Annotated in this window: 13 protein-coding genes; all 13 read right to left on the reverse strand. The window is 48.6% G+C overall.

From position 1 onward, the window contains the following. Nucleotides 1-71: 71 nt before the first annotated feature. A complete protein-coding gene (locus MHH48_RS27900) occupies nucleotides 72-968 on the reverse strand; it encodes a carbohydrate ABC transporter permease (protein ID WP_076324467.1) in 897 nt (298 codons plus the stop codon). Nucleotides 969-999: 31 nt separating this feature from the next. Beyond that, complete coding sequence (locus MHH48_RS27905) at nucleotides 1000-1956, reverse strand: ABC transporter permease subunit (RefSeq protein WP_076324468.1); 957 nt, start codon at nucleotides 1954-1956, stop codon at nucleotides 1000-1002. 670 nt (nucleotides 1957-2626) lie between these two features. Next, entirely contained in the window at nucleotides 2627-3577 is a 951-nt protein-coding gene (locus MHH48_RS27910; RefSeq protein WP_076324502.1) for a 4-hydroxy-3-methylbut-2-enyl diphosphate reductase, read from the reverse strand. A 52-nt stretch (nucleotides 3578-3629) separates the two neighbouring features. Continuing rightward, nucleotides 3630-5087 (reverse strand): HAMP domain-containing sensor histidine kinase, encoded by a 1458-nt coding sequence (locus MHH48_RS27915; protein ID WP_076324469.1) that lies wholly within the window; start codon nucleotides 5085-5087, stop codon nucleotides 3630-3632. 1 nt (nucleotide 5088) lies between these two features. Beyond that, nucleotides 5089-5775 carry a response regulator transcription factor gene (locus MHH48_RS27920; RefSeq protein ID WP_076324470.1) on the reverse strand — a complete coding sequence of 229 codons (687 nt, stop codon included), beginning with the start codon at nucleotides 5773-5775 and terminating at the stop codon, nucleotides 5089-5091. A 129-nt stretch (nucleotides 5776-5904) separates the two neighbouring features. Then, the gene (locus MHH48_RS27925; protein ID WP_076324471.1) at nucleotides 5905-7548 is read right to left on the reverse strand and encodes a trypsin-like peptidase domain-containing protein; all 1644 of its coding nucleotides are present in this window, start codon (nucleotides 7546-7548) and stop codon (nucleotides 5905-5907) included. Between the two features lie 159 nt (nucleotides 7549-7707). Further along, on the reverse strand, nucleotides 7708-8361 hold the full coding sequence (locus tag MHH48_RS27930) for a response regulator transcription factor (protein WP_076324472.1): 654 nt from the start codon (nucleotides 8359-8361) through the stop codon (nucleotides 7708-7710). A gap of 18 nt (nucleotides 8362-8379) precedes the next feature. Continuing rightward, nucleotides 8380-9462: a sensor histidine kinase gene (locus tag MHH48_RS27935; protein WP_076324473.1), complete on the reverse strand. Its 1083-nt coding sequence runs from the start codon at nucleotides 9460-9462 to the stop codon at nucleotides 8380-8382. Between the two features lie 5 nt (nucleotides 9463-9467). Next, nucleotides 9468-10574, reverse strand: a complete 1107-nt coding sequence (liaF, locus tag MHH48_RS27940; protein WP_076324474.1) for a cell wall-active antibiotics response protein LiaF — start codon at nucleotides 10572-10574, stop codon at nucleotides 9468-9470. A gap of 198 nt (nucleotides 10575-10772) precedes the next feature. Continuing rightward, nucleotides 10773-10973 carry a hypothetical protein gene (locus MHH48_RS27945; protein WP_071222739.1) on the reverse strand — a complete coding sequence of 67 codons (201 nt, stop codon included), beginning with the start codon at nucleotides 10971-10973 and terminating at the stop codon, nucleotides 10773-10775. 131 nt (nucleotides 10974-11104) lie between these two features. Continuing rightward, the gene (locus MHH48_RS27950) at nucleotides 11105-11851 is read right to left on the reverse strand and encodes a 3D domain-containing protein (RefSeq protein WP_076324475.1); all 747 of its coding nucleotides are present in this window, start codon (nucleotides 11849-11851) and stop codon (nucleotides 11105-11107) included. A gap of 86 nt (nucleotides 11852-11937) precedes the next feature. Continuing rightward, complete coding sequence (locus MHH48_RS27955) at nucleotides 11938-12171, reverse strand: hypothetical protein (RefSeq protein ID WP_340388338.1); 234 nt, start codon at nucleotides 12169-12171, stop codon at nucleotides 11938-11940. A 119-nt stretch (nucleotides 12172-12290) separates the two neighbouring features. Beyond that, complete coding sequence (gene thrS, locus MHH48_RS27960; protein WP_076324503.1) at nucleotides 12291-14228, reverse strand: threonine--tRNA ligase; 1938 nt, start codon at nucleotides 14226-14228, stop codon at nucleotides 12291-12293. Nucleotides 14229-14493: the final 265 nt, after the last annotated feature.

Consider the following 14493-nt stretch of genomic DNA (forward strand, 5'->3'; position numbering starts at 1 on the left):
TTCCCCTTTCGTCTTTACACTTGATATTTATGTCTAAAGCATAATGCTTCAAACAACACATATTGTTGCCCTTACTCTTTCAGGGAGCCTACCAGAACACCTTTAACGAAGTGCTTCTGTACGAATGGATACACCATAATAATCGGAAGTGTTGCCACCATCATGGTTGCCATGGACAACGACTTGGAGGTCACACTCTGCATCCGGGAGAGAACGGCCTGAGAAGCCGAATCTAGATTGCTCATCTGTTCAGACATAATATTAGAGTTCAATATTTGGCGAAGCATGGTCTGAATTGGCAGCAAGTTCTCGTTATTGATGTAGATACTCGGCAAGAACCATTCATTCCAATGCGAAACCGCGGTGAACAATGACAATGTTGCGATTACCGGACCGGACAGTGGGAGAATGATCTTAAAGAAAATACCCCAGTTGCCACAGCCGTCAATTTTGGCGGACTCTTCAAGACCATTCGGGAGGCCGTTAAAGAACGTCCGGAAGATGATCATGTTCCACACACTTACCAAGCCCGGAATAATGAACACCCAGAAAGAATCCATCAGACCCAAACCGCGAACGAGCATAAAGGATGGGATCAAGCCACCGCCAAAATACATCGTAATAATACACATAACCATGTAGTACTTACGGCCGATCAGTTCGCTCTTCGTCATCCCATAAGCGAAGATAGAGGTTACAAGTATGGAGGAGATGGTTCCGATCACGGTACGAAGCACCGAAATCTTGAAACCATTCAGCAGCCTGTTATCCTGAAAGACGATCCCATAATTCTCTAATGTAAAGTCCCGGGGCCAGAAGGTAACGCCCCCCATTGCTGTATCTGAACCTGAGTTAAATGAAATGACAAGTCCGTTCCAAAACGGATAAAAAGTTACAAAGGCCAGTAATGCCAAGAAGATATAAATGATGACCATCATCACTTTGTCACCAAATGCTAGACGTACCACAATTACCCGCTCCCTTCATCATAGTGGTCTTTTACCATAAGCTGTTCCCTGATTTACGTGCAATCAAGTTGGCAATCGTCAGAAGCATGACGCTGATTACCGCTTTAAACAAGCCTACAGCCGTTGCATATGAGAATCGGGAATTTTCAATACCTATTCGATAGACATACGTGTCGATAACGTCGGATACCTCTCGCAATACCGGATTCTTAGCCAAGAGCAAGATGTCTTCGAAGCCCGCAGTTAGCAAGTTACCAATGGCAAGAATCATAAAGATAACAACGACTGGCATAATCGATGGAAGCGTAATCGTAAAGATCTGCCTGAATTTGCTTGCGCCATCCATGTCCGCTGCTTCGTACATGTGCGGGTCAACCCCGGCAACAGCTGCCAAGTAAACAATCGAGGAGAACCCAATCTCTTTCCAAACCCCTGTCGTTACGAGTATCGTCCAGAAATACTCAGGAATGGACAGGAAGTTGAGCGGTTCTTCGATCAAATTCAGCTTCTGCAGCAGAATGTTCACACTGCCGTTATCCGTTGACAAGAGAGAAATCGCAAATCCTGAAACGATAACCCAAGACAGGAAGTGCGGTAGATAACTGACGGTTTGCACCAATCTCTTGAAGAACATATGCCGAACCTCGTTCAGCATCAGCGCCAGCATAATCGGTGCAGGGAAACCAATGATAAATTTAAGTAAACTGATGACGATCGTGTTTCGCATAACCGTCATAAATTCAGGTGATTCAAAAAACATTTCGAAATGCTTGAATCCAGCCCATGGGCTCTCGCCCATCCCTTTGAAAATGTTATAGTCCTGGAAAGCCATTAGAATACCGTACATCGGTATATAGCTAAACACAAAAATGAGTGCGAGTGCAGGAAGCACCATTAACTGAATATCCCATTGTTTAGCAAAGCGAATCAATAAGCTGTCCTTTTTCCGTTTTGGAACAGGTTCCTGTTCTACGGATATTTGCGCCATGTCCAACCCCCCGTGTGTTCTATGCCATGAAGTTTACCTAATGTCTAACATTGTAGAATAAACTATCCAATATAAACATTTGCCTATTCAACGAAAAATGATATTATTCAATCGAAAATTAAAACGCTTACAGATTTGGGATATTTACGGGGTTACTGCTAGTCCAAAAAAATGATCCTGTATCCGGCGAGGTTGTCCAAAATTCATCGTCCGTTCTTAATACGGGACATAGAAAATCCCCTTAGGTCTATAGTGTTCAGTTCATTTTACATGAACTGTTGTTCCACCATTCACCACAAGGGGAGAGTTTATGAATTAGCACAATTTGGCTAAACCATTCATAGTTTTTATAAACTAAGCTAAAATGGATCTCTTGTTATGTTTAGGCAATGATTCATGAACGGATATAATTTCCGATAACACCATCAATGTTTAGCTGAACGCTGTCCTCTGCTGGTATGCTATAAACCATTTTCTGTAATGTCAATGGACTCGAACTCCTAATATATCATAGGTGATCATGAAAATAAACGCTTATCCCCCTGTTCGAGAAAAGGAGCCAAATAGGACGATGACAAGATAATATTAAGGACGTACCAATATCAGCAAAAAAATACAACCGTCACGATAAAATCGCGACGATTGCATTAAGAAAATTAGTATTCCATTCTTATGATTTACTCTTCACCCGAACCGGCGGAAGCAGCTTATTCATATTCACCGTACGTTTGATCTCCCAAGTTTCCGGCTGATCATGTTCATACTGTTCCAAGTAGGCGATGACTTCCTTAGTAATTGGAGTCGGTGTTGATGCCCCTGATGTAACAGCCACTTTGCCTACGCCTTCAAACCATTCGCGTTTAAGCTCCGTCACATCGCCAATGCGGTGAGCCGGAACGCCAGCTATCTCTTCGGATACCTGTGCGAGACGGTTCGAGTTATTACTGCGCGGATCCCCAACCACGATGACCAAATCAGCCTGGCCCGCTTGCTCAGCTACCGCTTCCTGCCGCACTTGCGTTGCAAGGCAAATTTCATTATGAATCTCCGCTCCCGGGAATTTATCGAGCAGGCTCTTCATGATATGCTTGATGTCCCATTGACTCATCGTTGTCTGGTTCGTAATGATGATTCGGGATGAATTTATCTGAAGCTGTTCAATTTCTTCTTCCTTCTCGATCAGATGCACGTGTTCCGGTGCGATCCCAATCGCGCCTTCCGGCTCGGGATGCCCCTTCTTCCCGATATAAATGATTTCATACCCGTCCGCTACCTTTTCCCGGATCAAATCATGGGTTTTCGTCACATCAGGACAAGTGGCGTCGAGCGTGGTTAACCCTTTATCTCTCGCAAGCTTGCGTACTTCGGGAGAGACCCCGTGTGCGGTAAAAATAACGGTGCCGCTCTCCACCTGACTCAGGATTTCCATCCGATTCGGACCGTCCAGCGTAATGATACCTTCATCCTCAAAGGATTGCGTGACATGACTGTTATGCACGATCATGCCCAATATATAAATAGGCCGAGGAAGATCCAGATTCTGGGCCGCCTGACGTGCCAAGACCATAGCGTCAACGACACCGTAACAGTAACCTCTCGGTGATATTTTCAAGACTTCGATGATCCTCACCTGCTTTCCGTTGTAATACGTAAAGTATCTAGTCTATTATAACCTATTCCAGAGGAGGAGCAAAGACGACGGGCAGCCAGACGATAAAGGTGCTGCCTTCCCCTCTTCGGGTAACAACCTCGACAGAGCCCTTGTGCTCATCAATAATCCATTTGGCTATGGATAAGCCAAGGCCGGTCCCGCTCGTCACGCCTCTGGACTGGTCCGCACGGTAGAAACGCTCGAATATAAACGGAACCTCATCCTTATCCATACCGATCCCCGTATCCGAAATTCGCAGACCGACCTGGCCCTTGTACAGGACGACATCCAGGCTAACTTCACCCTCCGGCGTATACTTGAACGCATTCTCGATAAAGATGAACAGCATCTGCTGTAAGTAGTCCTTATTACCTTCTACATAAACACCGTTCAGGACAGACAGCTCTCCGACATGCCACTCAGCGGTTTTCTCCAGGAAATGAGCGCGCCGTGCGACCTCTTCAACCAAAGGCTGCAGAGGGACCGGATCCAGTTCAAAGGTCTGGCCGGTATCGGCCCGTGCCAGAGACAGCATATCGTTCACCAGTCTGCTCATCCGCTTCGCTTCATCAGATATATCTCCCACCGCTTCGACCGAGATTTGCTTAATCGTTTCTTCGTCCATATTCGCTCTCTCGCCAGGGGCTTCCGTCCACATCTTCTGGAGAAGATCCACATTCCCCCGGATGGTGGTCAGCGGCGTTCGGAGTTCATGGGAAGCATCCGATACAAATCGGCGCTGCGCCGCATAAGCATCTTCAAGCTCTTTGTAAAAGCCCTCCGTCCTCTCAAGCATTCCGTTAAACGTGCCGATCAACTGACCAATCTCGTCTTCCGGCCCATCATATTCGATTCGTACGCTGAGGTCGGTCCCCTTCTGGATTTGCTCCGCTGCCTCCGTTACCTTGCCGATTGGTTTCATGGATTTCCGGGCGAGGAACAAGCCTAATGTTGAAGCAATGACAAGTGTTGCTGCGGATCCCATGATGAGGATGGATTGGAGTCGATCCAGGGTTTGCTCGATGGTTCGGGTACTTACTCCGATCTGAAGCCATCCGAATAATTTCCTTGAGTTCGTTTCAACGACCGGGGATTCGTATACAATGAAGGATGCCCCATTAAAAGAAAACCGTTTAAACTCTCCGGGTTTGGTCATACTTAATGCTCTGTCTACAGTCGGATTTTCAAATTGCAAACCACTGAACTCCATATTCCCAGATCTCCAGATGGACCCATTATAGAAAGTATACAGCTGAACGTATAAATCAGCTGCCTCCATATTAAGCGCGGAGGAACGATCCGGTAGAAGTGCAACAGACGAAGATGTGTAACCAATCTTATTTGCTTCCTGTACTAATCGCTGCTTTAACTCCTCATACGTATACAAATGGACAAAGCCATACACCGCCGAGCTAAAAATCAGCAGTGTCACAAACAAAATGCCGGTATACCATGCTGTCAGTCTTAACCGAATGGACATGCTAGTTATCTCCTCTTAAAATATAGCCGGCTCCGCGGATCGTCTGGATCAGCCGTTTACCTCCATGTTCCTCGGTCTTCTGCCGGAGCATGGCGATATAAACCTCCAGCACGTTGGACTCCCCGCTGTAATCATAGCCCCATATTTTATCCATTATTAAATCGCGGGACAGCACCCGCTTCGGATTTTGCATAAACAGGTGCAGGAGCTCAAATTCCTTGGCGGTTAGCTCCAGTCGCTGCCCGCTGCGAATAACTTCCCTTGCATCGGTATCCATCACAAGATCCTCGTAGGTCAGTCGGTGGTTAGAGCTATCGTCCCCGGTTTTACGGCGCAGCAAAGCCCGTACGCGGGCAAGCAGCTCCTCCAGCGCGAAAGGTTTGACCAGATAATCATCTGCTCCGGTATCCAGTCCCTTCACCCGATTCTCCACTTCATCCTTCGCGGTCAGCATCAGCACCGGTGTCGTGCTTCCGCCTTCCCGGAGTCTGCGCAATGCTTCAAATCCATCGACTTGAGGCATCATCACATCCAGAATGACAACGTCCGGGTCCTCACTCAATATCACCTTCAAACCTTCCGCTCCGTTGGATGCGGTTAGGACGTCATAGCCCTCAAACGCAAGTCCCCTGCGCAGCATGGAAATAATCTTCTCATCATCATCTACAATTAATATCCGGGATCGCATAGCGGCATCTCCTCTATCTTCTAGCGTTTAATTTAGTTCGACGTTACAATCCCATTATATCGGTCGCCTCAAGGACAAGACAAGCGGAAGGGAACGGTCCCTTCCGCTTGTTGTCACACCTATCCAGGGTTACGGTTGCTGTTGTTGTTGCTGCTGTTGGGATAGATCAAACTTATTACGGTCCCCAATCGTCAGCGGCAAATCAATGTTCTTACCGTTGCGAACCACATTCAGTGTGATTTTGTCTCCAACCTTCTTCGATTGTATGAACTCAGTCAGATCCTTCGAGGTCGGATATTTTGTTCCGTCCACGCCCACAATGATGTCATATTGACGCAGGTCCGCTTCATAAGCCGGCGAACGGAATACAACGCTGTCAACATAAGAACCTTCCTTCACGTCGGTACCCAAGGACTGGGCAATTTGCGGAGTGACCGTTCCCAGGCTTGCCCCGATAAACGGAACCGGCTCTTTCGGAACTTCCTGATTATTCTTCAGGTATTCCACAACTTCCTTGATCGTACTGGACGGAATTGCAAATCCGATCCCTTGCGCTTCCGCGCTGACGGCTACGTTCATCCCGATAACCTCACCCTTCAGATTGAGAAGCGGTCCCCCGGAGTTACCCGGATTAATCGAGGCATCGGTTTGCAGAAGATGCTCGTAATTACGATCATCCTCACCATTAGTGCCTTGAATATCAATCTCGCGTTCCTTCGAGCTAAGTACGCCTGCGGTTACCGTATGCTCAAAACCATGCGGGTTACCGATGGCAACAAGCCATTCACCGACCTTCAGCGAATTGGAGTCGCCCAACTGCACAGTCGGGAAATCGGCCCCTTCGATTTTTAGCACGGCCAAGTCGAGCTCATAGCTGGAACCGAGCAGCTTCGCTTCATAAGGCTTTTTGGTACCCTGTACCGTTACTTGGATCACATCTGAGCCATGGATCACATGCTCATTCGTCAAAATGTATCCGGACTTCTCAAAGATGAAACCCGAGCCGATGCCGGAAGGCTGAAGCTGGGATTCCTGACCTCCGTTGTTGCTGCTTCCACCGTTTCCACTGTTTCCGCCATTTCCTTCCTGGCTCGATTGGCCGCCGCCGAAGAAGTACCAGAACGGATCATTCATATTCGGATTCGTGCTCTGGCGATTGCTGCTGTTTACAAGCGTCTCGATCAATACAACGGCAGGACTCGCCTGATCTACAACCGCCGATACATCGCCCGGATTCGAAGGAATCATGGCCGATGCTGTAGTAGCTCCGCCGTTATCATCGACTTTGGCTGAAGTTTCTTGAGCTGGCTCTGATGAGTACGCCGCATCAGGTGTAAACAGATTCGTGCGGTCAGCGGCAAACATCAGGCTCGAAATGACAAGGACACCTGCCATGAAGGACAACAGCACCGTCTTCACGGAATTTTTAGGCTTCTGGCTGTAGTTCCATTCTTTATTTCTTTGCATCGAATCCATAGACCCGCCGCCCCCCTGGCTTCCGGAGGAATGTGACTGCGAGAAACCGGAGGATGGAATCGGTTTGACAGGCTGCGGAGCGGTAACTTCTACTTCCTTCGATTCCCGGCTCTGGTATGGCCGCTCTGGCTGCTGATCATCACGTTCGCTGGGTATGGACTGAAACGGTCCGTAAGAATAGTAATAAGACGAATTCTTCGTGGATGCTTCCTCACGTCTCGGTGCTTCATTGTTATTCGACTCGTTGTTCATTCCCTCATCATCCGGATACCCGTAGCGCTTTCTTTGGTCGTCCATAGGTCTACCTCCTATTAAAATCACTTGCTTCCAAGTGGTTTAATTGATTAACTGTTCTTATTGTGTACTATAAACCTTAATAGTACCTTAAAAACAATTAAAAGGCAGATAAAAAGAAATCTAAGGCCGCGTCAAGGGAATCTGATCCGAGTGAAGTCGCTACATTTTGACCCATCCCTTACGGTGGGCATAAATCGCCAATTGCGTGCGGTCTTCCAGCTCACACTTCATCAGCAGATTGCTGACATGGGTTTTGACCGTTTTAATGCTGATATGCAGCTCTTCGCCGATATCTTTGTTGCTCTTGCCTTCGGCAATGAGCAGCAAAACTTCCTTCTCGCGCTCGGTAAGCCCGGAATCATCGCCGTTCACCATATGTCGGCGGATCCCGCGGGTGAGTGCTTCCGACACGTCTTTGGTCATGACCGGCATACCCCTGAAAGCTCCCTGAAGAGCGTAAATGAGCTCGTCGGCCGAAACGGTCTTCAGTACATAACTAACAGCCCCCGCTTCGATGCACTCAACCACAAGCTCGTCTTCGAGAAAGCTGGTCAGAATCACGATCTTCTGGTCCGGGAACTCGGACATGACCGCACGTGTGGTCTCTGCCCCGTTCATCACTGGCATCATCAGATCCATAAGAATGAGATCAGGCCGGTCTGCCTCATCCCCATTTCTTAACATATCAACGACCTCTTGGCCGTTTGCGGCCTCTCCGATCACTTCAAATCCCGGGTCCAGTGACAAATACGTTTTTAATCCCATCCGAACCATATCATGATCATCCGCCAGCAATATTCGAATCGTTCCCATAATGATGTTGTCCCCTCTCTATTCCACTGGCTCAGCCAGTACTTCCTGATCCTTGCTCTCTTCCGCAGTCGGTCCCTGATTACCCTCGGCCTCAAACAGCGGAATATTCACGCGAACTGTTGTCCCTGCACCCTTTTTACTTATAATATCGACCTGCCCACCAAGCTTTTCGGCTCGCTCACGCATCGTGGACAGCCCGTATGAACCCTGCTTGCCTGCCACCTCGTCAAACCCAATCCCATCGTCGCTAATGCTTAAAATAACGCGTTTCTGATCCTCACGAAGCGACATGCTGACAAGGCTTGCACCGGCATGTTTCACAATATTAGCCACTGCTTCCTGTATAATCAGGAACAGCTGATGCTCAATTGCATCCGACACTCCGCCGTAAAGTTCAACATCCTTCATGCCCTTTAGGCCATTTTGGCGACAGTAATCCGGGAACCACCGTTCGAGTGCCTCCTCTAGGGTTCTTCCTTCCAGTTCAACAGGCCGAAGCTGTGCAATTAGCGCACGCATTTGCTTCTGCGCCACGTGAGACATCTCAATCAACTGGCCAAGCACTTTATCGCCCTGCTCCGGGTTTCTCTTCAGAACCGCCGGAAGCGATGAAGCCGACATATGGATCGCGAACAGCTGCTGACTGACCGTATCATGCAGGTCCCGTGCCATCCGGCGTCGTTCCTCAAGCACCGCGGCTTCCGCAGCAATCTCTTTCTCAATGACATCCTGCTCACCCAGGCGCTGCAGCAGCTTCATCTTCTTCTCCAGTGCTTCTGTCATTCCGTTAAACTCATCGTATACTCTGGCAAAGGAGCCGTCTTCCATGGCTGGCAGTCGCACGTTCAGATTTCCTTTGGCAACCTGCAGCATGTTCAGATGAAGCAGGTCCAGCGGTCGCTGGATGCGCTGTCCCGCAATGTATCCCGCAATCCCCGTAAACAGAAGTACACCGACCGTGTAATACACCCACAGCCGGTTATCTTCAATATGTATGTAGCCGGATTGGTTTGCTGTATACAGGAAAACAGCAACCCCGGCTCCAATCAACAGAAAGTAAAACAGTATCACCCATTTGGTATTTTTCAATATTCCCATCATAACGGTTATCCTACCCTATTCACTTTGACATCACCGATAAATACGCTGACGGTGATTCGAATTTTCTTACCTGCTTCCCTATAATGCGGGCTTTCCAGACCGGCATTGCTCATAAAGCCGCTGCGGCTTTCCTCCAGCACCTTCATATCGCCGATGAAGGAGTTGGTCGTGACATGAATGCCGACATCCGAATCATTTGGAACGAATACTTTGACATCCCCGATAAACGCCGAGATGTTGATTTTCGTTTCACCGTAAGGGATTTGGGCTTTAGTCAGATCCAGCACCGTATCACCGATGAACTGCGAGATATTTGTCGGCTTCAGCTGAAAATAATCTTTCCCCATATGCACGTCCCCGATAAAAGAGGACTTGTTCACCGCATCATGGCTGTGCCAAGATTGATGGTGGTGGTGGTGCTGTTCATCCTTATAATCCGATCCGTCGCTGTAGCTTTTGCCGTTATCGTCAAAATCAACATGAACTCTGAACCGGCTGCGATCTTGACGGTCCTGGCGCTGGCGTTCATGATGCTGTCCCTGCCAGCGGTACCCCTTGCCCGGCTCATGAAAATCCGGTGATTCTAGTTCAGGATCGGGCAGGATATTTCCAGTCTTGTCAGCCTTGTCTGGCCTGCCAAATCTCCGTTCGAATTCTTCATCCAGGGAAGAATCAAGCGGACGCGCTTCAGGCGGATCGGGAATGTTGTAATCGTCGCGCCGATGCGAGCTGAAGTCATCCGGACTTGGCGGTGATGGCGGCGGCGTATGAGGTTTCGGTTTAAAAATAACCTGCAATCCAAACCCAATCAGGATAATCGGAATCGCATACTTGATCAGATCGCCGAATGAGAAGTCAATCAAATCCAGGTTTCTTCCAAGAAAGTACGATCCGATTATGATTGGCACAACGGAGCCCCACAGTGCTCCTCCACGTGCATAAATTAAGCTTTGCAGGCCGAACCAGATGATGAATACCGGCCAAAAGGTCGAGAATATATAACCAAGATCCACATGTATCATATCGAGCTGATTTAGAAGAAACACCACACCAATACCGATGAGCAGCAAACCGTTGCTAAGCTGGCTCCATCCTTTTCTACTCATGGTCATCCCCTTGCCTTCCAGTTCTATTTTTTTCTTAACTACAGTGTACAACATATTGCATTGAACAGGTTAGCGGCGGTGGAATGAAGTTGATCTCGGTCTTGAGACTGAGTCCATGGATAAAAATGGGAATTATACCATAATAAAAGACCCCCGCTAAAGCGGAGGTCTTATTTGGCACGAACGGGCGCTGACATCTACACCTTAACGGTTTGCAGAATGGTCCCCTGGTGTGTTCAGTTCGCCAAACTCAGCGTCAAACTTCTCGTTCGGTTTTTTGTAGTTCTCCTGAACCTTGGAATTCCCTTTTGGATTGCTGGCTATGCTGGTATCTTCAGCAAACTCAGCGTTAAACTTTTCATTTGGTGTTTTAAAGTTTTCTTGTACCTTGTTCTTTTTAGCCACAGTATTCACCTCCCTGTTCATATGCAATACCATCATCCTCTTCAGGGGTTTAGCCCCCGAAAAGTAGTATGTGATGAACAGGTTGGCATTATTCTTAAATGTTTACTGCCAATCTACACGCCAAAATCATCCTAAATGGCTTCCTCCAAAACAGATGAAGGCAGGAAACGATAGGTTTCAATCGCGTTATCCAGGGTTCTCAGCATTTCTTCCGTGCATTTGCCGCTTCCGGTTTTAATAACCTGTACCTCGACGTCCTTCTTCCCCCACTCCTTAAACACTTGTTTGGTTGTGGAGAAGTAAAGATCGATTTTTTGCCCTTTGATCGCAGAACCGATATCCGCTACGATTCCATAACCATAGCCCGGTATATAGAGAATACTGCCAAGCGGGAATACATTCGGATCCGCGGCAATCGTAGATACCATATTTCGATCCCGCTTAACCTTCACCCCGGAGTAGGTGATTCCATATTGAGGATGTCCCGGTTTCTTTCCGGTCGATTCATAACCTGCCGTATACCCTGTAGCGGTTACCTTCACCGTATGCAGCACCTGGTCCTCCCTCGGCGCAAGCACAGGCATGGATTCGCGTTTCTTCCCAGTCTTGCTGGCCTTAGGCCCCGTATTCGGAACTTCCAAGTATCTATTCATATCGCTAAAACCTGCTACACGAAGCGCATAGAAGCGAGACATTTCCACGTAATCGGAGCCTTGAATTTCCCCGGCCGGATCATACACATTTCTGAAGTCTGTTGAATCATAGGATTCGCTTAGAATCAGATTGTATGCTTCTACCATTGAAGAACCTTCATTAAACAAGACGGCTGATAAAATAAAACCAGCAAAAAACCTCTGCCACTTTTTCCATTGGATCATGTGAATACCTCCCCCTTACTAGCGAGGGTTCCCACTTCCCGAATAGAATATACGTGATGGCAGAGGTCTGCATGTCCCATCGTTACTTAAGCTTTATAGAGGTTGTTCAAAAAGTCCGCTTTTGATAAGAAAACCTCTATCGAGGCCACTTCAAGGATGAGCGACCGCGATGCATAGGTAGGTTTTCTTGCGATATAGAATTTCATCAGTTCCACTGATAACTCATAAATTCTATATCTAACACGAAGCGAATCAGGAAGCAGTTCGGCATCGAATCTTGAATTCAGCCGGGCCTTCCGGTGCTCACGTACCCAAAACATACGCTCCGCTCCTCACTCCCTAGCTTCATCCAACTGAAGCGTTTTGAAAAAACGCACATCGGAAGCATAAGCTTCGGTGCTGAAAATCGACCTTTTTGAACATGCACTTATAGCTAAACTTAAACGACGTGGGTGTTAATTTCTTCACGAAGCTTGAGGATGATCTCGTCCAGCGGCTGGGCACCGATGTCCCCTTCGCCGCGTTTGCGAACGGAAACCGCACCCGCGTTTTTCTCGTTCTCGCCAACGATGAACATGTAAGGAATCTTCTCGAGCTGGGCTTCCCGAATCTTGTAGCCCATCTTCTCGTTGCGAAGATCCGACTCGACAGAGATACCGGCGAATTGAAGCTTCTCGGCCACTTCCTTGGCATAGTCTTCAAAGGCATTGGAAACCGGAATGACTTTAACCTGTACCGGTGACAGCCACAGCGGCAGCGCACCTGCAAAATTCTCAAGCAAGAAAGCAGTAAAGCGCTCCATCGTACCCAGGATGCCGCGGTGGATAACGACCGGACGATGCTTCTGGCCATCGTCGCCGACGTATTCCAGCTCAAAGCGCTCAGGCAGCAGGAAGTCGAGCTGAACGGTTGACAGCGTCTCTTCCTTGCCTAGAGCCGTACGAATCTGAACGTCGAGCTTCGGACCGTAGAAGGCAGCTTCGCCTTCGGCCTCATAGAACGGCATGTCCAAGCTCTCGACGACTTCGCGCAGCATACGCTGGGACATTTCCCACATTTCATCGTTCTGGAAGTACTTCTCGGTATCCTGCGGATCCCGGTAAGAAAGGCGGAAGCGATAGTCATGGATGCCAAAGTCCTTGTAGACGGTCATGATTAGCTGAATAACTCGTGCAAACTCTTCCTTAATCTGATCCGGACGGCAGAAAATATGCGAGTCGTTCAACGTCATTGCGCGCACGCGATGCAAGCCGGTCAGTGCACCGGACATTTCATAGCGGTGCTGCATGCCAAGCTCAGCAATACGGATCGGCAGATCCCGGTAGCTGTGCATATCGCTCTTATATACCATCATATGGTGAGGACAGTTCATCGGACGAAGGACAAGCTCCTCGTTGTCCATCTCCATTTTCGGAAACATATCTTCCTGATAGTGCTCCCAGTGACCGGACGTTTTGTACAGCTCCACGTTTCCGAGGACAGGCGTGTACACGTGCTGGTAACCAAGGCGCTCCTCCATGTCCACGATATAACGCTCCAGGGTACGGCGCAATTTCGCGCCGTTTGGCAGCCAGATCGGCAGGCCTTGTCCAACGAGCTGCGAGAACGTAAACATTTGCAATTCCTTGCCCAGCTTACGATGATCGCGTTTCTTGGCTTCCTCAAGCAGGTGAAGATGCTCATCGAGCTGCGCTTTTTTCACGAACGCCGTACCGTAAACGCGCTGAAGCATTTTGTTCTTGCTGTCGCCGCGCCAGTATGCGCCTGCCACATTCATGAGCTTGAATACTTTGATCTTGCCGGTAGAAGGGACGTGCGGTCCACGACAGAGATCAAAGAATTCGCCTTGCTCATAGATCGTGATAACGCTATCCTCAGGCAGGGCATTGATTAGTTCCAGCTTGTACGGATCCCCAAGCTCGCCAAAGATGCGCAGCGCTTCCGCACGGCTCACTTCCTTGCGGACAATCGGAAGATTCTCGCCGATAATGCGTTCCATTTCCTTCTCGATCTTCTGCAGGTCCTCCGGATTCAAAGGCTCTTCCAGATCCATATCATAGTAGAAGCCGTCCTCAATGACCGGACCCACGCCCAGCTTTACTTCTTTCGCTCCATACAAACGCTTGGTTGCCTGAGCCAGCAAATGCGCTGTACTGTGGCGCATCACTTCAAGCCCTTCAGGCGTATCCTGGGTTACGATCTCGATCAAAGCTCCGTCCTGAAGCGGTGTCGAGAGATCCACAACGATCCCGTCCATTTTTCCCGCGACCGCATTCTTTCTAAGTCCGCTGCTGATCGACGCAGCCACATCCTCAATACTGCTGCCCGCCTCATACTCCCGTACGGAGCCGTCAGGCAATTTAATGCTAATAGCCACCTTGTATTCCTCCCAAGAAAAAAGAATTTCACGTTTCTTCCATATATGAAGGACGCGTTAGTCTCCCCGCGAACTCCAGGCATGAACCGCTCGGTGCTCGCCTGGACTTCAGCAAAGATACCGGAACATGCAAAAAACACCCGTCCCGCGAAGGGACGAGTGTTATACCCGTGGTTCCACCCTAATTCGATCTCTCCCTCAGCTTATGTACCGGGTACATAATTGATTAAGATCCTTCATCAGCATTGAGTAACGGTCATGAACC

Source organism: Paenibacillus sp. FSL F4-0100 (assembly GCF_037993005.1).
Taxonomy (GTDB): domain Bacteria; phylum Bacillota; class Bacilli; order Paenibacillales; family Paenibacillaceae; genus Paenibacillus_AQ.

What these genes read in the sequence shown, in the direction of transcription:
- MHH48_RS27905 (WP_076324468.1), bottom strand. Translation starts at nt 1,956, where the DNA reads ATGGCGCAAATATCCGTAGAACAGGAACCTGTTCCAAAACGGAAAAAG.
- MHH48_RS27915 (WP_076324469.1), bottom strand. Translation starts at nt 5,087, where the DNA reads ATGTCCATTCGGTTAAGACTGACAGCATGGTATACCGGCATTTTGTTT.
- MHH48_RS27920 (WP_076324470.1), bottom strand. Translation starts at nt 5,775, where the DNA reads ATGCGATCCCGGATATTAATTGTAGATGATGATGAGAAGATTATTTCC.
- MHH48_RS27925 (WP_076324471.1), bottom strand. Translation starts at nt 7,548, where the DNA reads ATGGACGACCAAAGAAAGCGCTACGGGTATCCGGATGATGAGGGAATG.
- MHH48_RS27930 (WP_076324472.1), bottom strand. Translation starts at nt 8,361, where the DNA reads ATGGGAACGATTCGAATATTGCTGGCGGATGATCATGATATGGTTCGG.
- MHH48_RS27935 (WP_076324473.1), bottom strand. Translation starts at nt 9,462, where the DNA reads ATGATGGGAATATTGAAAAATACCAAATGGGTGATACTGTTTTACTTT.
- liaF (WP_076324474.1), bottom strand. Translation starts at nt 10,574, where the DNA reads ATGACCATGAGTAGAAAAGGATGGAGCCAGCTTAGCAACGGTTTGCTG.
- MHH48_RS27950 (WP_076324475.1), bottom strand. Translation starts at nt 11,851, where the DNA reads ATGATCCAATGGAAAAAGTGGCAGAGGTTTTTTGCTGGTTTTATTTTA.
- MHH48_RS27955 (WP_340388338.1), bottom strand. Translation starts at nt 12,171, where the DNA reads ATGTTTTGGGTACGTGAGCACCGGAAGGCCCGGCTGAATTCAAGATTC.